Genomic DNA, 22,500 nt, shown 5'->3' with positions numbered 1-22,500 from the left:
AGGAAAGGTAACATGATTTCCGTAGTTGGCCTTGCCAAGTCTTTCGGCGAGCGAACGCTGTGGTCGGATGTGAACTTCACAGTCAATAAAGGAGAGATGCTGGCGCTTGTGGGGCCCAGTGGATCAGGCAAATCCACTCTCCTCAACTGCATGGGAGTTCTGGAGCGCGCGTCGTCGGGCGAGATCATCGTCGATGGTACGAATGTCACGAAACTTCGGGCGCCCGCTCAACGGCGCTTTCGCCGTGATACCCTCGGCTACTTGTTTCAAAACTACGCCCTCATCGAGAACGCTACGGTCAATTTCAACCTTCAGGTCGCCGTGGGCGGCCGTCGTGGCCGCACCCTCAACCGCCACGCCATCGAGGCCGCTCTCGATCGTGTCGGGCTCGGCAACCGTGGCAAGGAAATGGTTTATCGGCTCAGTGGCGGTGAGCAACAACGAGTCGCTCTAGCCCGCCTGATCGTGAAGAAGTCGACACTGGCTCTGGCGGACGAGCCAACGGGCGCGCTAGACAGCGCCAACGCCGGCATGGTTATTGAGGTCCTTCGCGAACAAGCGGAGAGCGGGTGCACCGTTATCATCGCAACCCACAGTAAGGAAGTAGAGCAGAGTTGCGACTCCGCGCTGGCCCTAGGCTGACGAGTGACTCCAACGCGTCCGAGCATTTTAGTCACGGCCGTACGAGAGATAAAGCGTAATCGGGCGTGCGTTGCGACGCCGGCCTGCCTGTTAAAACGATCATGCTAGTACTCCAGCCGGGGATCGTGATCACGGCTCCATGAGGGCTTGTGGGGTGTAGTGACTGTTCATGGCTCTGGCTTGATGGCGGCGTCGGCGGATGGACCAGAGGCAGCGGGTCCCAGAGTCGGCGGATGGTTCGATGATCAGAACGTGGAACAGGTGGCGGAGCTCGTTGACGGTCAGGGGGCTCCAGGGAGCAGACCCGATCGGCTGGTAGCAGTTGCGGTGCTCGGCGGTCGCGTGGGCGAGGATCGCCACGGTGTTCCAGGAGGGCCAGCGGAGCTGTTGGTGCTGGTCGAGGCCGAGGCCGGTTTCGCGGCGTGGAACGATTCCTTGATCTCCCAGCGAACGCGACGCGAGTGCGCAGCGGGACGACCTGAGGTGGTCAGCAGCGGTAGTAGCCAGTTCACCGGTGCGGCGGTTACGGCGGATCAGCAGCCAGTGGTGTCCGCCGTGGGCGTCAGTGGCGTGGGGCAGGGGCCCGAAGCACCAGTCGTAGTAGCGGCGGCCCTTCGCGCCTCGACCGGCGGATATTCGCTGCCAGGCGGTGATGGGGAGCTCGGCGGCGAGGGCGTCGACGCGGTAGACGCCGAGACCGGTGATCACCTGATGGGAGCAGGCCAGGGCCAGAACGTAGTCCAGTCACAGCTGACGCAGCCGGGCGGCCAGCCGCGGATCGCTGCCGTAGGCCTCGTCGCCGGTCGCCCACCGCAGGGCAGCCTGCCGGTGACGGCGGCGGCGATCATGCGGGTCCCCAGCTGCGGTTTCGTCGCGATCGCACCTGCTCAGGGACACCGGCCTCGACGCGGCGATCAGAGTCGTCGCACCATGACTTCGGCAGGCAAGGGCCGTGTCGAGCGTCGCGTGCCCAGCCTCGGTGGCATAGACCCGGTGCACGGCGAGCTGACGGCTCTCGATCTTCCCGGCCGTGCCGGGGTACTGCCGCTGCACCCCGACGGTGTGCTGGCCCTTCTTCAGATCGCCCGACTCGTCGATGACCAGAACGACCTCGACATCACCGAGATGCTCACCGACGAACGCGCGGACATCGGCACGAATTTCGGCGTCGGCCCACGTCACCCGGGTCAGCAAGTCCTGCATCCCGTCCGGTCCGGCGTCCCCGACGTGCTCAGCGATCGTCCAGCAGTTCTTCCGCGGTGTCGCGGCGCCTACAGCCCTCGGACGAAGTCGCGCACCCGACGACGCGGCTCGGGCCTGCGGAAACGCCGCCCGACCGTCAACATCAGCTCGTCGAACAACACCTGCCGCCGCTGGGCGTCTACCCTCTATCCGGCAGCCACCGCTGCATCTCGGACAGTCCACGCGACCAGAAATGATCGACGGCGGCTGCCCTCGTTCCCGCACCGCGTCGAACCGCAGCTCAGCCGAGGTCAACATCCCCGGATGGAGTACTAGGCCTTGGTGTGAGGCGCGGGGCTTGACAGCTTATGCGACAGGCAGTCAGATGATCACTAGAGACCACGAACCCCGGCGCTTGGGCTAGCGCGAAGGCGAGCACGCGCATGTGGAGGGTCCATAGGGGTCAGCTTTGAGGAGGATACGTTTGTTATGGGAACTGCCGAGATCCCAAACGCCGTCTTAGTGATCATCTTCACCGGCATCGCACTGATCGCCGGTAGCGTGCTGTTCTCTCTCGCCGCGTCTGCACCGGAATTCTATGTAAAAGTGCCAGCGGGAGCAGGTCTCGCGGGGGTGGCCGCGTTTTCTGTGAGCATGGTCATCGCCTGCTTAGCAGACGTGCCGCTGTGGCTATCGGCCCTCATCTCGCTTATAGCGGGTGCGGCTGTTGCATACTGGTCGATCGGGCGTTGGCGTAACTCCAACTACCTGACGCTGGCGGTCGTGCGGGCGAGGCGCAGCGTGAATAAGTCGGCCGGCAGTCCGGATGTGCCGCAGCCAACCAACGAGAAGTAAGCCCTCTCGTCCTTTTGATGGAGCTGGTGCGCCTGACCCGCATTGGCGGACATTCGCGATCAGGAGCCGGTGGCTCCGGGAGGATGTCCGTCATCATGGAGAGCATGGGTAACAAGCGGCGTCGGCCTCGCCGGTCGTTCACGTCGGAGTTCAAGGCCGAGATGGTGGAGTTGTATCAGCGCGGGCGATCGCACGATCGGGCAGGTCGCGAAGGATTTCGATCTGACAAAGACCGCGATGCGGGAGTGGGTGAAGCAGGCTAGCTTGACGCAGGTGCCCGCTCGGACGGATTGACCAACGGACCACGTCCTGGGCTGACATCGTCACCACCCACTGCGCGGCGAGGGCGTGTTCAAGCGCGACGCGCGCTGACCCGCGCGGCGTAGACCAAGCCTTGATCGTGCAGGGCGAGGGCCGCGGCGACCTGCGCCATCGCGTGGGCCACGACCGGTAGGCGGCGTTGAACTTCCTGATCGCACTGCTTTCAACTTCGAATCCGCCGGATGCGCGCCAGTGCTCAAGCGCGGCGGGGCCGCTGACAGGTGAAGCCGAGCGAGCCGCTCTAGCTCTTCCTTCTCTTCGGTCGTGTCCACCTTGACCTTTTTCGTTGTCGATAGCACCTTATTCCGTGTGCCTCCCTTGTCCGTCGGAATCGTGTGCCGTGGCTGGACCGGCGATTCACCGGCAAGCCACGGACCCGAATTGGCCGCTGTCAACAACAGGAGGATGCCGCCGCGGTGGCAGGCGTCGGTGTGGTGGCAGCAGCAGCCGTGGCAGCGCTGGCACTGCCACCAGCTCACCGACGGTCGCCCGGATGCGTACAGAGGGCGACCGAGGCGTGGACATTGAGGTCGACGGCTGCGGGCGAGGCCTAGGGAGTGGGGTGGCTGCAGGGCCAGGATGACGGTCATCGCGGCGTAGCTAGCCAGCAGCAGGACACCTTCGAAGCCGAGGCGGCCCCAGCCGCACGTTTGGCGGATGAGTAGACCGCCGAGGAGGGTGGCGGTCATGAACAGGCTGGTGGCGAGAACGAGACACTACCTCACGGTAGCTGAGCGGATGCACTCAGCTGCTTTTCAGGTTAGGTTGCTACGTTCTCGGGTCAACGGCATCCATTATGGACGCCGTTGATCTCGTTGCGGCACAGGGGATCGCCGTGGAAGTTGCATGGTTGGCCGGGTGCCGAGACGTCTGCGGGCTGTCGAGGGAGATGTAGTGGTGTTCAAGAAGATGCTGGGCGCTTTCGGGGTCGGTGGGCCCAGCGTCGACACGGTGCTGTCCAATCCGAACACTCGTCCAGGGCTGATGCTGGGCGGGCAGGTGAACCTCACCGGCGGCAGTCACGATGTGGAGATCGACCACATCACCGTCGGGTTGGTCACCCGGGTGGAGATGGACGGCGCCGGTGAGGAGTACGACGCGTTGGTCGAGTTCCACCGCGTTCACGTGTCCGGCAGCCTGCACCTGCGCGCGGGGCAGCACCTGTCGCTGCCGTTGCAGGTGCCGATGCCGTGGGAGACCCCGGTGACGAGCCTGTACGGGCAACCCCTGCACGGCATGACGATGGGGTTGCGTACCGAGGTAGCCGTGCGCGGCGCGGTCGACAAGGGTGACCTCGACCCGGTGTATGTGCATCCGCTGCCGGTGCAGGAGCGCATCCTGGAGGCGTTCGGTCGGCTCGGCTTCCAGTTCAAGGGCGCCGACCTGGAGCGCGGGCACATCTCCGGCGTGCACCAGAGCCTGCCCTTCTACCAGGAGGTCGAGTACTACGCCGCGCCCCAGTACGCCCACGGCATCAACGAGGTCGAGTTGACCTTCGTCGCGGCCGAACGCGGGGTCGACATCGTGCTGGAGTTCGACAAGCGCGGCGGTCTGTTCACCGGCGGGCATGACTCGTACGGCCGCTACCACGCCGCCCACGCCGATGCGGACAGTGTCGACTGGGCCGCGCAGGTGGACACCTGGGTCCGCCAAGCCCTCGACCAGTACCAGGGTCTGCGCGCCAACCACGGCTACGGCCAGCCCGCCTATGGGCAGCCCGCCCACGGCTACGGCGCGCCCGGCGGCTACCCGCCGCCCCAGCAGTCCGGGTACGGGCACGCCGCCTACGGTCAGCACGGCGGCGGGCACTACGAGGATCACCACGAACGCCGCGGGCCCGGGATGGGCGCCATGGCCGCTGGTGTGGTCGGCGGCGCCGCTCTCGGCTTCGCCGGAGGGATGGTCGCTGAAGAGGTCTTCGACTCCTTCGGCGGTGACGAGGATGAGGGTGGCGACGACGAAGGCTAAGCCTCCACAGTGGACGCAGTCGTCTCGGCGATGATCTAATTCGCGAGGATCGTCCATCTCCGGTCGGATTGTCCGACCGGGATCGAGAAGGAGTGTGCATGCCCGTCACCGCCGACTTCACCAAACTGGTCGACAAGGCATACCAGGACAAGTCCCTCACCGAGCTGGTCGACGCCCCGGTGGCGGCCCTCGCCGGGGTCAGCGACGGCGACGCCAAGCTGCTCAAGGACGCCTTCAACATCACCACCGTCGGTGACCTCGGCCGCAACCCGTACTTCCGCACCGCCAGCGCGCTGGTCGCGCTGACCGGCGGCGCGAAGTAACACCCGTCACACCGGATGCCCGACGGCCACGAGAACTCCTGGGCCGTCGGGCATCTACCTTGTCAGAACGCGGGCCACCGCTGGTCAGTGGCGGGTGGTTTTGCCACTTGCGGCGTGGGGCAATGATCGGGTCGACGACAACCCCTCTGGAGGGACGGCCCTCATGGAAATCTCCGGCTTCTTCACCGCCATTCTCATCGGTCTGGTCATCGGCGCGTTGGGCCGGCTGGTCGTACCGGGCAAGCAGAACATCTCGATCTGGCTCACCCTCGCGATCGGTGTGCTCGCCGCGATCCTCGGCACGCTCGTCGCCGGCGCCCTCGGCGTGGACGACACCAGCGGCCCGGACTGGATCGAGCTGCTCATCCAGGTTGTCTTCGCCGCGATCGGTGTCGCGGTCGTCGCCGGCGTCTGGGGCCGCCGTCGCGTGGGCTGACCCTGACTCTCGCGTGCGGGCCCGCCCCTTCCGGGGGTGGGCCCGCTGCTGGTCAAGGGCAGGCCAGGGGCACCTCCCCTGATGGGCGGATCTGACGTCGCTGGCACACTGATCGCTTCGCAAGACAGCTTTGACGAGGGAGAACGGGCCGATGGCGGCTGAAGGCAGTACCAAGGCCGTGGTGACGGCGTTGATCGCGAACCTGGGTATCGCGGTGAGTAAGTTCGTCGCCGCCGCGATCACCGGCTCGGCGTCGATGCTGGCCGAGGGCGTGCACTCGGTGGCCGACTCGACCAACCAGGCGCTGCTGCTGGTCGGCGCCAAACGCGCCCGCCGCGCCCCGTCGCCCCTGCACCCCTTCGGGTACGCCCGTGAGCGCTACATCTACGCGTTCCTCGTGGCGATCATCCTGTTCACCCTCGGCGGGCTCTACGCCCTCTACGAGAGCTACCAGAAAATCACCCACCCGCACGAGCTGACCTCACCGCTGATCGCGGTCGGCGTCCTGGTGATCGCCATGGCCCTGGAGGGCTACGCACTGCGCACCGCGGTGGGGGAGGCCAACAAGGTCCGCGGTGGCCGTAGCTGGGTCGCGTTCGTGCGCCGCTCACGCTCCCCGGAGCTGCCGGTGATCCTCCTGGAGGACGCCGGCGCGCTACTCGGCCTCGTCTTCGCGCTGCTCGGTGTCGGCCTGACCGTGCTCACCGGCAACGGCGTCTTCGACGGCATCGCCACCGGATGCATCGGCGTCCTGCTGGTCAGCATCGCGATCACCCTGGCCACCGAGATCAAGAGCCTGCTCATCGGTGAATCCGCGTTGCCCGAGGAGGTCAGCGCCGTGCACACCGCGCTGCTGTCCACCCCCGGCGTGGACCGGATCATCCACCTGCGCACCATGCACCTCGGCCCCGAGGAACTCCTGGTCGCCGCGAAGATCGCCGTGTCCGCGAGCGACAACGGCGCCAGCATCGCCGCGACCATCGACGACGCCGAGGCGCGCCTACGGCAGGCGTTGCCGACCGCCAAGGTCGTCTACCTCGAACCCGACATCGACCGGCACCCGGCCCCGGGCCTGCCCGCTTGACCGCTGCCGGGGCCCGACGGTTGGGACTGGCCGGCGGGGGTACTGACATTCGTGTAGCGCCACCACTGACTGTAGGAGGCTCCCATGGGCATCGACGACAAGATCGGCAACGCCTCCGAAGAGGCCGCCGGCAAGCTCAAGGAAGGCGCCGGTAAGGCCACCGACAACGAGCAGCTCGAAGCTGAGGGTCGCGGTGACCAGGCCAGCTCCAAGCTGAAGCAGGCCGGCGAGAAGATCAAGGACGCCTTCAAGAGCTGACCCAGGCTCGCGCAAGGCGCGACACGGTGAAGTGACTAGTGCCTCGTCTTTGAACGTTGATCGTGTAATCCGCCGGTTCTGAGGGCGTTTCGGGCAGGCTGTCTCCCATCGGTTGGCTGTGGGAGGTGATGGTCGTGGGCAGACGCCCGGAGGTGTTCGTCCGGCAGGTGTCGATGGTCGAGGGTCAGCGGTTGCAGAAGGTCACCCGCACGGCGAAGGACCCGGTGAAGCTGCGGCGGGCGATCGTGGTGTTGATGTCAGCCCAGGGTCAACCTGCGCCGGACATCGCTCACCTGCTGAAGGTGACCGAGGACTACGTCCGCGACGTGATCCACGCGTTCAACGATCGGGGGTTCGACGCGCTGGACCCAAAATGGAGCGGGGGCGCACCGAGACGGATCGATGAGCAGACTCGTGACTGGATCTGCGTCATCGCCCGGTGCGACCCCCGCTTCCTCGGCCGACCGTTCTCCTGCTGGTCGCTTGCGAAGCTGCGCGAGTACCTCATCGCCGCCGGCTACGTCACCACGATCAGCGTCGAGACGATCCGGCGGGCCCTGCACGAGCGTGGGGTGTCCTGGCAGGCCACCAAGACGTGGAAGGCCAGCACCGACCCCGACTTCACGACGAAGATGCGCCGGATCCTGGACCTCTACGACCACCCGCCGCCGGGTGGCCGGGTCCTTTGCGTGGACGAGTTCGGCCCACTGAACCTGCAACCCCGCCCGGGACGGGCATGGCGCCCGGTCGGACAACCTGTGCGACTACGCGCCACCTACACCCGCGACCAGGGTGTGCGACACATGATCGCCGGCCTCGACCTGAGCACCGGCAAGCTGCACCACCGCATCCGCGACCGCAAACGCTGGCGCGAGTTCCTCAGCTTCCTCAAGACCCTGCGCGCCCGCTGGCCCGGCGAGCACCTCTACCTGATCTGCGACAACTTCTCTCCGCACAAACACCCCGAGGTTCGCGCCTGGTGCGCCACCAACCACGTCGACCTGGTCTTCCTACCCACCTACGCCTCCTGGCTGAACTGGATCGAAGCAGAGTTCGCCGCCGTGCGCTACTTCGCCCTCAACGGCACCGACCACCGCAGCCACGCCGAGCAAGACACCGCGATCGGCAACTACATCCGGTGGCGCAACCAGCGAGCCCGACCCAAGACCGGATTCGCGATCAACTCAAAGATCCGCCACCCGGATTACCCGTTCAAGGCTGCATGACGAGGCACTAGACGGCCACGACGGCACCCCCGTCGTGGCCGTCGCCTGTGCCCGACGGGGCGCAACTGGTGCTTACCGCTCGACGGACGTCATCGCAGCCGCCAGGTGTGCGCCACCGTTCCCGGTCTCGCGGGCCCACCGTCCGCCGGCGACCGCGTAGCCGACCGCGAGGCACCCGTAGCCGACCGCGGCAACACCGAGCAGCGTCGGCGAGCGCCCGTCGTCGGGGATGAACCGGGACGCGAGCACCATGCCGAGCACGTAGGCGAGGTTGAACGTCGTGTCGTTGACGGCGAACACCCGCCCCCGCACGGCGTCGGCGCACTCGCGCTGCACCGTCGTGTCCACCACGATCTTGATGCCGTGACCGGCGACGTTGACCACCCACACGAGCACCACCAGCAGCAGTGGGTGAAACGGCAGCCCGAACACTGGCAGCGTCACCGCCACCGCGGCCAGCAGCCCGGTTACCCACCGCCATCCACCGATGCGTCGCGTGACCGGCGGGGTCAGCGCGGCCGCGGCCAGGACCCCGAGCGCGCCGGCGGCGAAGACCAACCCCAGCTGCGTGGGCACCCCGTCGAGGTCGTCGCCGGCGAAGTCGTTGCGGTAGAGCAGCAGCATTGCCAGGGCGAGCACCCCGAACAGCACCCGGAACCCGGCCTGCGCCGCCATCGCGTACGCCGCCCCCCGCGCCCGCCGTAAGTGACGCAACCCATCGGCCATGTCGCGTACCACGGCGACAGCCTCGCCCACCACACCTGCCCGGTGTGGGGCCACTTGATCAGGGCCCAGTTGTGCCCGGGTGAACGAGAATCGGGCCAGGGCGGCGCTGGCCAGGTAGCCCACCGGGGCGAGCAGCGCGATCCCCGCGTAGCCGGTGTCCCCGGCGGGGAAGACGCTGCCCAGCAGCAGCAGGGCGACGCCCAGCCCGAGCGAGTAGGCAGTCGACCCGGTGGTTCCGGCGACCGCGTTGGCCGTGACCAGGCGCTCATCGGACACCACGTGGGGCGTCGCCGCCGACAACCCCGACAACAACAGCCGACCCAACCCGATCACCACCAAGGTCGTGGCGAAGAACAGGCCACCCTCGGAGCCCAGGAAGACCATCGCGGCGATCGGCAGCGCCAAAGCAGCCCGCAGCGTATTCGTCCAAACGGTGACCGACCGGCGGCTCCACCGGTCCAACAACACCCCGGCGAACGGACCCACCAGCGAGTACGGCAGGACCAACACCGCAGCGGCGAGCGCGATGGCCGTCGGGGTGGCCTGCCGGTCGGGGTTGAACAGCACGCTGCCGGCCAGCGCGGCCTGGAACACGCCGTCGGTGAACTGGCCGGACAGGCGCACCGCCAGCAACCGCCGGAACGCCGGCACAGCCAGCGCGGCGTGCAGATTACGCGAGCGACGAACGACCATGATCAGAGAGCCTACGGCGACACGCCCTACGGCTCACGGCCAACCGCTGGCGCTCGCTCCGGACGCTGGCCAATGATTCAGGCGGCTCACCTCCGGCATCGTGTCGGATATTCGCATGTCTCGGTGATCTCGCCGATCTGATGCTCACCTCGTCCGCAAACGCCGGCGCCATCCCGTCATGGGCACCGCTACGAGAAGCCGCGCCCTGGCCGCTGTCTCCCTCGCGATCATGCCGGGCCTGTCCTACGCGCAGTGCCGCGCGGCAGTGAATTCGGCAAGCAGTTCGTCGGCCGGCCATGGACCTTTATCCGGATCCTCGCACTGCGCAGCGTCGGGGCCTTGTTCGACGTGACCTGGTGTCGTCGCCACGGCATCAACCCGATCATCGCCGAACCCCGCGAACGCTACGAACAACTCCGCCGAACCGCCCAGCGCGGAACCGGGCCGCCCGCCCAGTCGATGCATTCCGACAGTTCTGATATCCGATGTCGCCAGCAGACATCACCGAGCCGTCCGCCGGCTCCCGCCCGGGGTGGTGCTGGACGGTGAGCTGATCGTGTGGGAGCGCGGTCGGACGAACTTCGCGCTGCTGCAGCGGCGGCTCACCGCCGGCCGCACACTGCTGCGCTTGGCCCACGACTACCCCGCCCACTACGTGCTGTTCGACCTGTTGGCCGACACCGGAGGCGAGGTAGCCCTGGGTCTGCCGCTGTCGGAGCGGCGGGCCCGGCTGGAGCGACTGCTGGTCGACGCGCCAACGCAGCTCACTCTGACCCCACAGACAACCGACACGCAGCAGGTCTCGGAGTGGCTGGTGAACTGGACAGTCGCGGCCGGCATCGAGGGGGTGGTGTCCAAACGGTTGACCGGCCGCTACGAACCCGGCAGAAGGGGCTGGTGGAAATACCGCACCCGGATCACCACCGAGGTGGTCGCCGGCGGGGTGACGGGCAGCCTTCGCGACCCAGCCACCGTGCTGCTCGGCCGGCGCGACCGGCGAGGGCGGCTTCGGTACACCGGCCGCACCCACCCGCTCAGCGCCGCGCAGCGCGAGGAGCTCGGCGGGATGCTGTCGCCCCTGCGGGCGGCGCAACGCCGCGGTGCCCCAGTGCTGCACCCCTGGCCGGAACCGCTGCCCGCATTCTGGTCCGGACAGCTGGAGCGGGCAGAGCCGCTGCGGTACGTGCAGGTGGAGCCGAACGTGGTCGTGGAGATCGAAGCTGACGTGGCGTTCGAGCACCAGCGGTGGCGCCACCGCGTCCGCTACGTACGGGCACTGCCCGAAGTGTCGGTGTACGACGTCCCGCTGCTACTCGGCGAAGAAGAGGGCTACTTCGGCGAGCAATGAACGCCTGCGCCATGACTGCCTGCTTAGAGGAACGCGACCAGTGTCCGATGCGCCGTGGGCGGTCGAACGTCGGCGGGCTCCGCCGCCCGATCCGATCGAGGCAGCCGAACGTAGCCTCACGCAGGCGGGCGACCATCAGAGCGGCGGAAGCGGGCGAGCCACGACAAGGTCCGAGAGCAAGGACGGATCCCTGCTCGCGGACCAGAACCTACCGCGCCACACAGCTTGATCTCACGTCGTTCGCTCGGCCGGTGGGCAGGACGACACCGTCTGGTCCCGACCGCCACTCCGCCGAGCCGGCGCGCCGCGCCACCGCACGATCCGAATCCTCGACGTGTCGCAAGCTTCAGTCGGATCCGAAGTGACTAGACTCGATGCTCGAACAGGTGTGCTATCCCTGGGGGTGTTGGTGTCCAGTCATCCTGTGAGCCTGGCCTGGGTCTTCCGGCCCGACCACGTTGAGACTGACCATGATCGGGCGGAACAGCATGCCGGTAAGCCGGTCCACGCCGTGGGCAGGGAGCCCGACAACGTTGGGCGGGTCGAGGTCGTGCTGGCCGACGGCGCGCGAGTGCGGGCGTACCGCCACGAGATCATCCTCGGGTGACTCGGTGCGAGCGCGGTCCCGGCATTGCTCACGACGAAGCCGTAGGCGCTCGTCCAGGCGGCTCGCTGACCCAGGTATAGACCCACGGCGGACCATTCCCGGCGATAGGCTCCAGCTCGTATTTCCCATTCGTGTCGAGGTCGAACAGCTCGCTTCCGTACTCCACCCACAGCCAACTCTGGTCTATCTGGGGAGGGGGAAGGCCATCGTCGTCAAGCGGTACATGAAGAGACCGGCCGTCCACCGGACCACCGACGCACGGCACCTCGACCCTCTCCCACACCTCGCAATCGTCGACTTCACTGGTGCCTGACACGGGAGCTTTGAGGAATCGGAACCCCACAGGGGACCGTGCACGGTCAGTTGTGTCGATTGACGAGAGAGCCGAATCTACGGGAGATTCAAGATATGCTCCGTTCCATGCTGGCCTACGGGCTTGGTCTTGGTGAGCCTGGCGACTGGCACCCTCGAAGGCTTCAAACCGGGTGACCAACTCCGTGCCGACTGTTACGACGAGCAGGAGCGCTCCATCGACTTCCCGAGCGCCGTCACCGCGCGCTTCGGTCGGCGAGGGCAGCCAACCCAGTGGCCGCCACTCCCTCTGCTTATGCTGGGTTACCCGGCCGAGTCAGGTCGGCGCCCGGATCGCGTCATGTGCGCGCATCGGATCATGGAGCGGTTGACCTCTCGGCACGAGCCTCAGATCGAAATTCCATACCAAATAGGCGCACTCCTGTAAGTCGAACGTGGCGAGGAGTGATCATGAAGAAGTGGTCGCCAAATGGGCCGCTGGTTAAGTGGCGGCCGGCGGCTGCGCCCCGGCGGGTGGAAACGTTGCAAGTTGGAGGATGCGCAGTGACGTCGTGTTGATCCCACTGCAGACGGTGTCAAAGCTTCGCGCCGTGAAGATCTCGGCGAGCGGCTTTCGCTGAAGCCCACCAGAGAGAAGCGAGAACCATGTCTCACCATGAGCGAGACTGCTCGACGCGTTCCACAAGAGCTGCATGTCGGACGATGCATCATCGATTCCGTAGTAGGAATTCACGTCGCCACCAAGCGCACGGATCAATTTTTCGTCACCTGGCTGTTTCTCCGGCGTTACCGAGACAAGGTCAGCAAGAGAGTTATAACTCCGATCGAATTTGCTTGCCACCTCCCCGAACTCAGGCATCGCCCCCTGCGAAACGGCGTCTCGCATTGCCTTAGCGCCTCTTCGCTGATCATTCAGAAGCACGCCAAGTGACCTGCTCACCCGCTCGTCGGAACGATCCGGACGAACAATCCATGCCGCCTTGGCGGCCAGCACGAGAGCCGGACGCAACATCAGAAGGTGGGTGCCCCAGCCATCATCTACTTTCACGAGCTGAGCTGCGTTTCTTAAACGTCTTATAGACGTCAGGAGCTGAGTTCGAGCCACAGTGTATGAAGGCATCTGCGGGGACAGCCCAAGGTCGCCAGAGAAGCCACTTCCAGCAAGGGGCTCGTCGGGCCAAAGGCTTGCCGTGGCTGACACGGCATTCACGCGATCAAACACATCGGTCACACTGGGAACACTACGACGACGGACCCGAGACGCGGCACCGCATTTTCCTGCCAAGATCACTTGCGCTCTCGTCGGCAGATGTGTGCGTCGGCTCATCCATCGCCGTTGCCATCACGGTCTACGGGGTGACTGAGCGGCAATGCGCTGCGCACCATCGGCAGTTCTCTGCTGGCGACGCCTGTGGGGTTTCGGTCAGCGTTATGGGCGCGGCAGGCGGGTGACGTTGCGGGCGTGTTCGAGCGCCTCGCGCAGCTGGTGGACTTCGAGTGTGAGCTGCTGGGCGGTGGTGCACTGCGCAGGACTGGCCGGCCGGCGAACCGAGCAGCATCCGTAGCACAAGGCGACATGATCAGCGAGTTATCCACAGGCCCCGGCTCGTTATCCACAGGCTGTGTGGCAACGGATGCTGGGCGGGTGCCCGAGGGACAAACTCGTGTGGCCGGCGAGGTCGCCTTCCGGGCCGCTGGAGCCGGCACGGTCGCAGGTCACCGTCCCCTCCTCCCCGTGTCGCCTACCGGCGGCGGCGCCGGGGAGACAGGCAAGACGGTGTCGCCGTACGCTCCCCTTCGCCTCGGAGAGATACACGCACCCCCTGCGGCACGTCGGTCAGCTCGTCGACTGGTCGAGGGCGTCCGGCAGAGCCGTCAGCAATCGGTGCGGCAGGTCGGCTCAACTGGTCTCGCCGTTGGCACTGCGGCACATAGCCTCGGTGCCGGCCGGCGAGGAGCAGAAGTCCGCAACAGGCGTGTGAGATCCATGATGTGTACGGATTGCCCAGGATGCCGCTTATCCGCCTATGGAGAGTCGTTAGCCGTAAGGATGGCCAGGAGCGAAGGAACAGGAACGATGTACCGCCGCCCCACCTTCAGGACCGGAACCGGGAATTCTCCCAGCCGCGCCAGCTCATAGGATTTGGTACGCCCAACGCCTAGAATGGCACCAGCCGTGACTGCATCGGTGACCATGCCTAAACTCCGCACCCTCTCGTCGTTCCATGGCTCGTCCCGGGCAGCTACCTCCGTTGCTCCTAGGTCAAGTGCTTCACGATCCATAACGTCGCCCCCGTCGAACCTAATTGCGCCGAAGGCGCAGACTGGCCGAATTTCGATGATAGAAGTCACGGCTTAACCCATACAACAGGTACGAACAGGGGTGGCCGATTACCTACCGCGAACGCCAGGCTGGAGCGTTTTTTTCGACGGAGCGTCCGTCACAGGCACTAGGGCATCCTAGGACAGGATTTGCCCTAGGAACATTTCCGCTGCGCCCTCCCGCCCCCGATAAAGACCGCAGCTTGGCGTCGGAATTCGAGGCATCTCGGTACCGCTGGCTCCAGTCCAGGCTCCTAACCGGAACGCGCGTGATTGAGTCATTGCCATTGCGGCTAGGTCCACCCGCCGCCTCCCTTCGTAAGAATGGGAGTACCTAGCCCCGTGACCCGAACTAGGCATTTAGCAATAGGGTCACCGTAATCAGTGAACCGTCTCGCTCGGCTGTCGAATCCATCCCAAGTCGAGCGATAATCCGTAGCATTCGAGTGTTATCTGCTTGGATGTGGAATACGAGCGCCTTGCACCCTAGTCCGCTGGCATGCTGGATTAGGCGGCGCAGCAGCTCCGACCCGAGACCGCGTCGCTGCCAGTCGTCGCGAACGAGTAGGGCGACCTCAGCCTCGTCGCCTTCAGCGATCAGGTTCGCCATCGCCACTGCTTGCTCTGCGCCATTGACGGGCTCGGACGTAGCCAGCAGGGTTAGCCCGCGGGCAGGTTCCAGCAGGTGGCGTAGTCTGCCGACGGACGGAGTAGCTCCGCCCAGGTAGCGACGCTGTCGGCTTCGCGCCGAACATGCCTGGTGCAGCTGCCCCACTGCGTGGAGGTCTGCTTCACTGGCCGGACGGATTGTGAATGTGGCACTTTTCGACGGTGTCGCACGATCTTGGACTGCGGTCTGCCTAAGGTTGGAGCCGCACGCTGGTGCCAACGTCTCAGGCCCGGCGATCTGAACGACCGGCGCTCCGTCGGTGGCGAGGGCGGCGTAGCTGACGCCCGTTAATTCCGCCGACAGGTCCCACAACAGCTGCGCTGCGATGGCATTACGGGAGTCGGCGCTGGACTGGTCAAGGCCGGCTGGACCGCGTGTATGACACATGCGCGTCGGACCCACATAGGCACCGGACTGCACGTCACCGCTCGCGGCGTGCAGGATTGGGCGTGCCCCGTCCTCCGGCGGCTGCGCCACGATTGCCCCGAGCAGTCGTAGCCATGCCGTCAGATCGAGGCGATGTTCCGACAGCCTAGACGCTTTGTGGAGCAGTTGGGTTGCCGACCAGCCGGGGTGACAAGCGATGCTGAGCGCAGCAGAACCAGCGCTTGCTAGACGCCGATGAAGTTCGCACGCATAGATGAGGTTCGCCAGCTTGCTCGCGGCATAGGCACGGTACGGCTTGTATCGAGTTGGGTTGGGCCAATCTAGCGGGTCGAGTCGCGCCGCGTGGTGAGCGATGCTGCTGACGCTGACGATCCGTGCTGCTGGCGCGGTGAGCAGCTTGTCCAGCAGCAGTCCAGTGAAGGCGAAGTGGCCCAGGTAGTTAACGCCGAAGTGGGTTTCGAATCCATCCAGCGTGGCCCATTGGGGGACGCCCATCACTGCCGCGTTGTTGACGAGTATGTCTAGTCGTGGATGGGTGTCGGCGATCTGCCCGGCCGCGCTCCTGACTGATCGTAGGCTTCCGAGGTCTAGTGCGACCTCGCCGATGACAGCTCCCGGTAGTTCGTTGCGGATAGCGTCTGCGGCTTGGCGCATGCGGCCTGGATGTCGGCAGGCCAGGACCACCGTCGCGCCCATCGCCACGAGCTGCCGGGCGGTCTGAAAACCAAGTCCCGCGTTGGCGCCGGTCACCACGGCAATCTTCCCTTGGAGGTGCCCAGGTGTGCCTAGTGCGTCGCCGGCTGCCGGGCAGGCAGCCCGGGGCGATCGCCCCGGGACTGCCCGCTCGTCGCCGACCGATCGGGCTCGTTGCTGCCCGTTCAGGACGACAGTTGGATCGATCACCAGTCACCGACCGCCTGCGCGCCGTAGTACGTGCCGAGGTTGACCGAGATCCAGACGTTGAAGCGAGTTCCGTCCTTGACGTTGGTCGCCAAGTTCTTCCACTGCCCTGGACCCACGTAGGTCCAACCGTTCGCGCACGTTGCTCGGCCTGAGAAGACAACGCACGCGTAGAACGGAGCGCCGTCGGAGCGTCCATTGCCAGTGTTTTTCACCTGAATGTCGCGACACTGCGTGGTGGTGCGGTACGTGCCTCCGTACGGGGCCGATGCGACTTCCACGCCGTCGAACGCCTTGAAGGGATCGGACAGGCCGAACCTGGCGCTGTACGGCGCGCTGCGGCATCCGCTCGCCGCTTGCGCGGGCGCCGCCGGCACCGTGAGCGTGGCTGCCATGGCGATCAGGCCGACCGCTGCGGCAATGCCACGCCGGATCTTGTTGCGTGTGGGCCGGCGGTCGTTGTCGGACCTCGGCTGGATTACTGCTGTCATTGCTCCTCCTGGGCAGTAAGCGGATAGACGACAGCGGCCGTGGAGGGAGCGGCGCGCTGGTGGTCGGGATCGGCGGCGGTCGCTGTCGAACCCGAGTGGGGGCATAGGGAGCCGGCCGCGGCAGGGAACGCGGATGCGGCGGGATCCGGATGAAGCGCTGGTCGGAGGGTCGAGGTGCTGTAGTAGCGCCCCCAGCTCGGATCCTGTGGGGTCATTGGGTAGCTGTTAAGCCAGGTCCAATCGCCGACGACGGCGCGTCCGGCGGCCTCTTCGCGGCGCACGAACCGGGCGAAGTGCTCGCTCTCGCGGTGATGGTCGGTGATGGTGACGCCGGCGCGGTCATAGCTGTAGAGGACTGCTTCCTGGAGCACGAGCAGCGCTTTGTCTTGTCGTAGCCGGTCGTCGTCGGCGAGCTGCAGGCCGTTGATGACGGCGGGGAGCTGGTGGTATCGATCGGCATCGGCGAGGTTGCGGGCTGCGATCTCGCTGGCCATGAAGACGCCGGAGAACGGGGCGGGGTACTGCACGCCGCCGATGGAGAGCAGCATATGGCTGATGACGGGCACTGCCGGCCATCTCAGCCCGAGTTCACCGATCCATCGGTGCTGCGGGTGGTGGATCGGGACCTCGCGGATCGCGGCCTGGTCGACGGGCAGCGCATGCAGCCGGCCGTCGTCGGTGGCGATGATCCAGGGCAGGATGTCGAACGGGCCGCGCTCGGGCGGACCGGCCCAGCCCAGGGTGGTCGCCAGTCGCGTGAGGTTGAGGTTCGCGGGGTCGCCGAGGACCGTTCCATTGTTAGGCCAAGCGGCGTACTGGACGAGCTGCGGGTTGATGATCCGGACCGGCGCGGTGCCTTCTTGCGGTACGGGCGGGAGGACGGTCATGACGGACCGGACACGTCCACCATTGGTCGCTCGGTGTAGGTGCGTGGTCAGGGCGCCGCGCACGGCGTTGGCATCGTTGGCGTGGCGGCAGTCGTGAACTTGCAGGCTCTGCCAGCGCAGCCGGCCGATGCAGCGGGCGGAATTGCGCCATGCCACTCGGGCGCCGTAGGTCAGTTCGTTGGTGGTTTGTCGCCAGGTGCCGGTCGCGGTGATCTCGGCGCGGACGTCGCGCCACCGGCGGGTGAGTCCGGGCTGCCCGGTCTCGTGGTGCCGCAGGCGTAGGAATTCGTACGCCTCAGTGAGCACATCACTCTGCGGTGATGCGACCGGGTTCGTCGTGGTGTTCATGTGTCGGCTCCGGCGGAGGTGTCGCCGTCGCGCCGAGGGCAGTGCCGGAACACGGGTTCATGGCGGGTGCCAGCCAGGTAGGAGGTGCCCTGCGTGTAGCCGGTGCCGGGTTGGCCCGGGCCGAGCATCCGGACGGCGAGGCGGTAGTGCGTCTGGCGCCACTGGCGTAGGGCGGCGGCGAAGTTGCGCATGGCGGCAGCCATCACCGGTGACTCCGCCGCATACCCGCCGCTTCTTCTGAGGGCGTCGAGGGCGTCGTCGAGGCTCAGGTGGCCGCCGTCGAGTTCGGATCGCACCTCGGGCACCGACACGTAGGCGGGCGAATTGAGACGCTCAGGATCGGGAAGGCGGCACAGAGACTCCAGCATCTTGTACGAGCGCGATTGGATGGCGCTCGCGCCTTCGGTGTAGCGCCGGAACCGGTGGAACGCCTCGGGTTGCAGGGTCGCCATCAGCGACCACAGTGGGGCGCTCTCCCGCAGCAAAGCCGCCGCAGCGGAGAGGCGGGTCGCGGCCTGTTGTATGCGGCCGTCCTGAACGTTCGCGATGGCGGCCCGCAGGTCCGCCGCGAGGAGTGCGAAGGATGCCTCGAAGGCTTGCAGGACCCGGATGAACATCCACTCGTCATGGATGATCCAGACCGGCATCATGCTGACTTGTATCGACCACCGTTCGTTGGTGCTGAGGTCCCGGTCGACGGCCACGATCATCTGCCGCGCGATGGTGGTGTGCTCGCCGCTGTCTACCGCGTCGGTCAGTCGCAGCCGCCGCAGGGCGGGCATCGCTGCGCGCAGTGCGTGGCGCAGGCGCTTGGCCACCAGCGGCGCTCCGGGGCGCAGTTGCGGCAGCGGCACCGGGGCGCCGCTGACGGCTTGGAGCTCGAAGGCCATCAAGTCGGTCAGGAGGTGGACGTGCAGCCGATCGCGGCGGGTCAGCAACCGCAGCTCGTCCGCCGGCGGTTCGTCGGCGCCGATGATCGGCAGCAGGTTCAGAGCCAGGTACGTTCGGTAGTCGTAGCGGCGGTCGACCTTGTCGAGCGCGGTGTTCAGGAACGCGGACAGTTGCGGGCGGCGCGCGCCGCGGACCTCGGGGAGCCGCTCGCGGGCGGCAGTGAGCAGCCGACTCCACTCTTCGGGCACGAAGGTTTTGCCGTGGTATTGGTAGGCATTAACCACGGTCGTGAAGGGGAAGCGTGCGGTGGTTGGTCGCCGTTGTCCTAGCCACAGGCGCAGCGGCTCAGGCCGGCTCATCGTGATGCTCCGGTCCGCTGCCGACTGCGGGACCTTGTTCGGTAGGACTCGATTGCCGCGCAGAGCGCATCGATGTCGTCGAGGGTGGTGTAGGCGTGCATAGCCAGGCGAACGACACCAGCGCGAGGCGCGACGGTGATGCCGCGGTGCGCCAACCACGCCGTCATCGCCTCGGCGTGCGGCTCCACGAGGGCCAGGTGAGCGCCCTGCTCATCCGCCGTGCTGGCTAGGCGAACCGTCTCTCCCTGCCCGGCCAGGCGGACAGCAGCAACAGCGATCAGACGTTGGGTGTGCTGGCGGACCGCGACGAGGTCAAGTCGGTTGATCATGTCGAGACCGGCGACGGCGGCGTAGGTCGCGGCGGCCGAGGGTGTGCCCGTCTCGTAGCGCCGCGCGTGCGGCGGGAAGTCCAACGTCAGCGGATCGAACGCCTCCGGTGCGATTCGGCCGAATCTGCCGGTCAGTGTTGGGGCGGGCCCCGAGGGGTCGCGAACGTACATGAGGGCCAGGCCGGGCAGGCCGAGCAAGTATTTGCCCGTACCGGCGACGAGGTAGTCGCAGCCCATCTCGTTGACGTCTATCGGTGTGTTGCCGGCGGCCTGGTAGGCGTCGACGAACAGCTTGGCGCCGACGGTGTGCGCCGCCGCGGCGATGCGTGTCACGTCGAGGCGGGTCGCGTCGCGGTAGGTCACGGCGGGCACCGACACCAGTGCCGTTCGGGCCGTGATGGACGCGAGGTAGTCGCTCGTGGCGGCTTGGCCGGTGGGGCTACCGCACCAGCGGACCTTCGCCCCGCGGGCCTGCTGGGCGAGCCACACGTGCGCGACGCCCGGGTACTCTGCGGTGGTCGTGACCAGTGCCCGGCGTCGGCGCCATCGCATTCCCGCGCTGGCTTGATACGCGGCGATGCTGGCGTTGGGTACGACGGCGACCTGATCGATGTCGGCGCCGATCAGTGTGGCGAAGCCCCGCCGGGCCTGCCACAGCTGCTCCTCGCATACGGTCCAGAACCCGGGCCGGCCGAGGTCGTCGCGCATCTGGTTCAGGGATTGATCCATGGCCGTGCTAGGCGGTGCGACGCTGCACGCAGCTAGATGCACGCTGTGCGCTAACGTCGGGAAACGCTGCCGCAACTCGACGAGCGGGTTGGCAGGGAGGGCGATCATTGGCCCACCTGCCTGCTGGCGCGGCCCCGAGGGCTGGCCTCGGTCAGATCCGAACGCGCCTCCCACAACGTGGGGAACCGGCGGTGGGAGATCAGCCGCATCAGGCTATCGACGGGCGTGTCTCTCGTACCGAGAACGCCGTGACCGATGATCCGCGTGGCGACGCTGTAGTGCTCGGTGCGCCACAGCGCAATCCGCTCGTCCAACTCCACCAGCGCTTCCGCCACCCGGTACAGCGGATCCGACGGCTGACCCTGATACAGGTCGAGCGGCGTGAGCCCCCGGGAGGACAGGACGCGACTAAAGGCGATGTCCAACTCCGTCGTCGCCGACCGGACCAGACGCCATCCGGGTGACTCGAACCCCGAACCAGTGCCCAGGGCGCTCCGGATCACCGCGAAGTGCGCGGGATGAAGGTGCCGCAGCATCTGCAGCTGCTCGGTGATCAGGTGCAAGCCGAGCGCAGCGCGGCGCAGCAGGAGTTCAGCCGCGCCGGGCTGATCCACCGCCAGGTGGTCAAGGGACCGGGCAAGCTGCGACTGCGTGAGCTTGAGCAGCAACTCGCTGCTCTGATGCACGACCTGAAACAGCAGCTCGTCGGGGTGCACCCACTCGCGAGGGCCGCGTTGCAGGGCGAGCAGGTCATCGGTGCGCATGTAGCGGGCGTAGTCGGTCGTCCCGGTACCGGGGAGCACGGCCGGCAAAGGTGTCGTGGCCACAGTCGGTCCTCCGAAACAGTGATCGGGTGAACGGCAACAGGTCGACGAGCAGCGCGCAGAGGCGCTTCGGGCCGCGGGAGCTCAGCCGTGTAGGCCGGACAGGGCGGCACTCGCGACCCGTGTCAGGCGATCCACCAGATCGCCTGGCATGGCGGCGCCGGGACGCAGCGGGGCAGCGCCGAGGGTCAGGTACAGGTTGTTGTCGTAGACCACGACGTGTGTGCCGGTCAGCTCATCGGTGTAGCTGTAGGCGCCAGCACCCAGACCAGCGATGTCGCTCATCGGGCCGCTGTCCTGTTGGACGCCGCGCAGTCCCTCGTACATGATGTGGCCCGAGGCCGGGCCGCCGACCGTAGCCAGCAGCGTCACCACGGCCCCTCCGGGCGACTTTCCAAGGGCCATTGCGCACGTCATGTTGGCGGTAGTGCCAACCTGCCGTACCTCGTCCTGCTGGTAACCGGGCTCGCCGAAGACTTCCCGCAGCGGCGCAGGGTCCAGCACCTCACAGGCCTTATCGATTCGACGGTAGATCACCCCACCCGCCGCCAAAGAAGCCGACAAGCCAGCACCCGCGGTGGTGGACGGGCTGCCGGGGACGGAGGTCGTTGCCGGCGTCGGCTCGGATTGGGCGCAGGCACCAAGAGCGAGCATCGTCATCGTCGCCAGCCAGATTCCGGCAAGACGGCGGAGTTGGCGTCGTCGAGAGCGACGGCTCGTCGCTTGCGAGAGGGCTAAGTTCCAACGCAGATCCATAATGCGCAGCGCACCTATCCGGGGGGTGCAGGAATAGCCAGTTCGCACAGTTGCGCGAGCGGTTGACGATGGCCCCTCCCCCCGTTTCGGGGACCATGCCAAGCACGCCAAATTCAGCACGCGATGGCGGGCCGTGTCCACATATGCGGCCACCCCTAGCCGATTCTCAACGTAGCCGTCAGCTCCGACAACACCGCCTTGTGCTGCGAAAATGGGTCGCAAACGCGATCGGCTACATCAACAGGATCTAGTTCGATCCGCCTCGCTCCGCTAGCGTTCCGAATCGGCTAGAACACAGCCGAACAAACGCGCCCATCTTCCACACGGGCGCCATCAACGGGGGAGCATTTTGTGAGACACCAACAGGTCCGCGACGTTCAACGCTTCGCTTTCGTCCTGGCCGGACTACTCGCCGGAGGCGTCGCACTGGCTGCGCCTGCCTCGGCCGAGCCCACCCCGGCCAGCACCACCTCCGCAGTGGCCCCAGCCAGGCCGAAGCCGGACCGGTCCAATGCCGATACCGAGCCGCCGGCACCTGACCCCACCGGGAGCCAGGAGCCCAGGCCGACCGAGCCACCGCCTGATCCGGAGCCAACCACTCCCCCGCCCGACCCTGAGCCCACCAC

The 22,500-nt window shown here is 66.6% G+C and carries 21 protein-coding genes and 1 pseudogene; 10 read left to right on the top strand and 12 right to left on the bottom strand.

From position 1 onward, the window contains the following. Positions 1-12: 12 nt before the first annotated feature. On the top strand, positions 13-642 hold the full coding sequence (locus DLJ59_RS11070; RefSeq protein WP_124772415.1) for an ATP-binding cassette domain-containing protein: 630 nt from the start codon (positions 13-15) through the stop codon (positions 640-642). Positions 643-771: 129 nt separating this feature from the next. On the opposite strand, the gene DLJ59_RS11065 is transcribed toward DLJ59_RS11070, so the two are convergent. After that, positions 772-1,350: a hypothetical protein gene (locus DLJ59_RS11065; protein WP_124772414.1), complete on the bottom strand. Its 579-nt coding sequence runs from the start codon at positions 1,348-1,350 to the stop codon at positions 772-774. 36 nt (positions 1,351-1,386) lie between these two features. Then, a complete protein-coding gene (locus DLJ59_RS11060) occupies positions 1,387-2,142 on the bottom strand; it encodes a transposase (RefSeq protein ID WP_124772413.1) in 756 nt (251 codons plus the stop codon). A 171-nt stretch (positions 2,143-2,313) separates the two neighbouring features. Between DLJ59_RS11060 and DLJ59_RS11055 the strand changes: the two genes are divergently transcribed. After that, positions 2,314-2,679, top strand: coding sequence for a hypothetical protein (locus tag DLJ59_RS11055; RefSeq protein WP_124772412.1), 366 nt, complete (start codon positions 2,314-2,316; stop codon positions 2,677-2,679). Between the two features lie 893 nt (positions 2,680-3,572). Here DLJ59_RS11055 and DLJ59_RS11050 read toward each other — a convergent pair. Continuing rightward, positions 3,573-3,710: pseudogene (locus DLJ59_RS11050) on the bottom strand (cation transporter); the annotation flags it as partial. 184 nt (positions 3,711-3,894) lie between these two features. On the opposite strand from DLJ59_RS11050, the gene DLJ59_RS11045 reads away from it, so the two are divergent. From DLJ59_RS11045 to DLJ59_RS11020, 6 genes are all read left to right on the top strand, one after another. Further along, entirely contained in the window at positions 3,895-4,968 is a 1,074-nt protein-coding gene (locus DLJ59_RS11045) for a sporulation protein (protein ID WP_124772444.1), read from the top strand. A 98-nt stretch (positions 4,969-5,066) separates the two neighbouring features. Continuing rightward, complete coding sequence (locus DLJ59_RS11040) at positions 5,067-5,291, top strand: hypothetical protein (protein WP_124772411.1); 225 nt, start codon at positions 5,067-5,069, stop codon at positions 5,289-5,291. 163 nt (positions 5,292-5,454) lie between these two features. Further along, positions 5,455-5,727, top strand: coding sequence for a GlsB/YeaQ/YmgE family stress response membrane protein (locus DLJ59_RS11035; RefSeq protein WP_124772410.1), 273 nt, complete (start codon positions 5,455-5,457; stop codon positions 5,725-5,727). 151 nt (positions 5,728-5,878) lie between these two features. Further along, a complete protein-coding gene (locus DLJ59_RS11030; RefSeq protein WP_124772409.1) occupies positions 5,879-6,811 on the top strand; it encodes a cation diffusion facilitator family transporter in 933 nt (310 codons plus the stop codon). Between the two features lie 84 nt (positions 6,812-6,895). Continuing rightward, positions 6,896-7,069 carry a CsbD family protein gene (locus tag DLJ59_RS11025; protein WP_124772408.1) on the top strand — a complete coding sequence of 58 codons (174 nt, stop codon included), beginning with the start codon at positions 6,896-6,898 and terminating at the stop codon, positions 7,067-7,069. Between the two features lie 134 nt (positions 7,070-7,203). After that, a complete protein-coding gene (locus tag DLJ59_RS11020) occupies positions 7,204-8,295 on the top strand; it encodes an IS630 family transposase (RefSeq protein ID WP_244235957.1) in 1,092 nt (363 codons plus the stop codon). 72 nt (positions 8,296-8,367) lie between these two features. On the opposite strand, the gene DLJ59_RS11015 is transcribed toward DLJ59_RS11020, so the two are convergent. Beyond that, complete coding sequence (locus tag DLJ59_RS11015) at positions 8,368-9,714, bottom strand: MFS transporter (protein WP_124772407.1); 1,347 nt, start codon at positions 9,712-9,714, stop codon at positions 8,368-8,370. Between the two features lie 463 nt (positions 9,715-10,177). On the opposite strand from DLJ59_RS11015, the gene DLJ59_RS11010 reads away from it, so the two are divergent. Beyond that, positions 10,178-11,062 (top strand): ATP-dependent DNA ligase, encoded by an 885-nt coding sequence (locus tag DLJ59_RS11010; protein WP_124772406.1) that lies wholly within the window; start codon positions 10,178-10,180, stop codon positions 11,060-11,062. 403 nt (positions 11,063-11,465) lie between these two features. Next, positions 11,466-11,669: a hypothetical protein gene (locus DLJ59_RS38065; protein ID WP_124772442.1), complete on the top strand. Its 204-nt coding sequence runs from the start codon at positions 11,466-11,468 to the stop codon at positions 11,667-11,669. Positions 11,670-12,462: 793 nt separating this feature from the next. On the opposite strand, the gene DLJ59_RS11000 is transcribed toward DLJ59_RS38065, so the two are convergent. The 8 genes from DLJ59_RS11000 to DLJ59_RS37325 all read right to left on the bottom strand — a co-directional run bounded on the left by DLJ59_RS11000 (position 12,463) and on the right by DLJ59_RS37325 (position 21,778). Next, a complete protein-coding gene (locus tag DLJ59_RS11000) occupies positions 12,463-13,212 on the bottom strand; it encodes a hypothetical protein (RefSeq protein WP_124772405.1) in 750 nt (249 codons plus the stop codon). Between the two features lie 1,443 nt (positions 13,213-14,655). Then, positions 14,656-16,263: an oxidoreductase gene (locus DLJ59_RS37330; RefSeq protein WP_279635740.1), complete on the bottom strand. Its 1,608-nt coding sequence runs from the start codon at positions 16,261-16,263 to the stop codon at positions 14,656-14,658. Next, positions 16,260-16,751 carry a hypothetical protein gene (locus DLJ59_RS10985; RefSeq protein WP_244235955.1) on the bottom strand — a complete coding sequence of 164 codons (492 nt, stop codon included), beginning with the start codon at positions 16,749-16,751 and terminating at the stop codon, positions 16,260-16,262. The genes DLJ59_RS37330 and DLJ59_RS10985 overlap by 4 nt, the downstream gene beginning before the upstream one ends. Beyond that, on the bottom strand, positions 16,748-17,986 hold the full coding sequence (locus tag DLJ59_RS10980) for a nitric oxide synthase oxygenase (protein WP_124772403.1): 1,239 nt from the start codon (positions 17,984-17,986) through the stop codon (positions 16,748-16,750). The genes DLJ59_RS10985 and DLJ59_RS10980 overlap by 4 nt, the downstream gene beginning before the upstream one ends. Continuing rightward, positions 17,983-19,161 carry a tryptophan 2,3-dioxygenase family protein gene (locus DLJ59_RS10975; RefSeq protein ID WP_244235954.1) on the bottom strand — a complete coding sequence of 393 codons (1,179 nt, stop codon included), beginning with the start codon at positions 19,159-19,161 and terminating at the stop codon, positions 17,983-17,985. The genes DLJ59_RS10980 and DLJ59_RS10975 overlap by 4 nt, the downstream gene beginning before the upstream one ends. A 71-nt stretch (positions 19,162-19,232) precedes the next feature. Beyond that, positions 19,233-20,294, bottom strand: coding sequence for an aminotransferase class V-fold PLP-dependent enzyme (locus tag DLJ59_RS10970; RefSeq protein WP_244235953.1), 1,062 nt, complete (start codon positions 20,292-20,294; stop codon positions 19,233-19,235). 104 nt (positions 20,295-20,398) lie between these two features. Further along, positions 20,399-21,121, bottom strand: coding sequence for a tryptophan 2,3-dioxygenase family protein (locus DLJ59_RS10965; RefSeq protein WP_124772401.1), 723 nt, complete (start codon positions 21,119-21,121; stop codon positions 20,399-20,401). Between the two features lie 81 nt (positions 21,122-21,202). Further along, positions 21,203-21,778, bottom strand: coding sequence for a hypothetical protein (locus tag DLJ59_RS37325; protein WP_244235952.1), 576 nt, complete (start codon positions 21,776-21,778; stop codon positions 21,203-21,205). Positions 21,779-22,500 lie beyond the last annotated feature (722 nt).

Source organism: Micromonospora inaquosa, assembly GCF_003857055.1.
Classification (GTDB): domain Bacteria; phylum Actinomycetota; class Actinomycetes; order Mycobacteriales; family Micromonosporaceae; genus Micromonospora; species Micromonospora inaquosa.
Note: the sequence above shows the minus strand (reverse complement) of the source record. Positions and strands in the feature narration are given on the sequence as shown.

Bases quoted from the DNA above. Each gene is read 5' to 3' on its own strand.
- DLJ59_RS11070 (WP_124772415.1), top strand. From the start codon at position 13: ATGATTTCCGTAGTTGGCCTTGCCAAGTCTTTCGGCGAGCGAACGCTG.
- DLJ59_RS11060 (WP_124772413.1), bottom strand. From the start codon at position 2,142: ATGTTGACCTCGGCTGAGCTGCGGTTCGACGCGGTGCGGGAACGAGGG.
- DLJ59_RS11055 (WP_124772412.1), top strand. From the start codon at position 2,314: ATGGGAACTGCCGAGATCCCAAACGCCGTCTTAGTGATCATCTTCACC.
- DLJ59_RS11040 (WP_124772411.1), top strand. From the start codon at position 5,067: ATGCCCGTCACCGCCGACTTCACCAAACTGGTCGACAAGGCATACCAG.
- DLJ59_RS11035 (WP_124772410.1), top strand. From the start codon at position 5,455: ATGGAAATCTCCGGCTTCTTCACCGCCATTCTCATCGGTCTGGTCATC.
- DLJ59_RS11030 (WP_124772409.1), top strand. From the start codon at position 5,879: ATGGCGGCTGAAGGCAGTACCAAGGCCGTGGTGACGGCGTTGATCGCG.
- DLJ59_RS11025 (WP_124772408.1), top strand. From the start codon at position 6,896: ATGGGCATCGACGACAAGATCGGCAACGCCTCCGAAGAGGCCGCCGGC.
- DLJ59_RS11015 (WP_124772407.1), bottom strand. From the start codon at position 9,714: ATGGTCGTTCGTCGCTCGCGTAATCTGCACGCCGCGCTGGCTGTGCCG.
- DLJ59_RS10985 (WP_244235955.1), bottom strand. From the start codon at position 16,751: ATGACAGCAGTAATCCAGCCGAGGTCCGACAACGACCGCCGGCCCACA.
- DLJ59_RS10980 (WP_124772403.1), bottom strand. From the start codon at position 17,986: ATGAACACCACGACGAACCCGGTCGCATCACCGCAGAGTGATGTGCTC.
- DLJ59_RS10970 (WP_244235953.1), bottom strand. From the start codon at position 20,294: ATGGATCAATCCCTGAACCAGATGCGCGACGACCTCGGCCGGCCCGGG.
- DLJ59_RS37325 (WP_244235952.1), bottom strand. From the start codon at position 21,778: ATGACGATGCTCGCTCTTGGTGCCTGCGCCCAATCCGAGCCGACGCCG.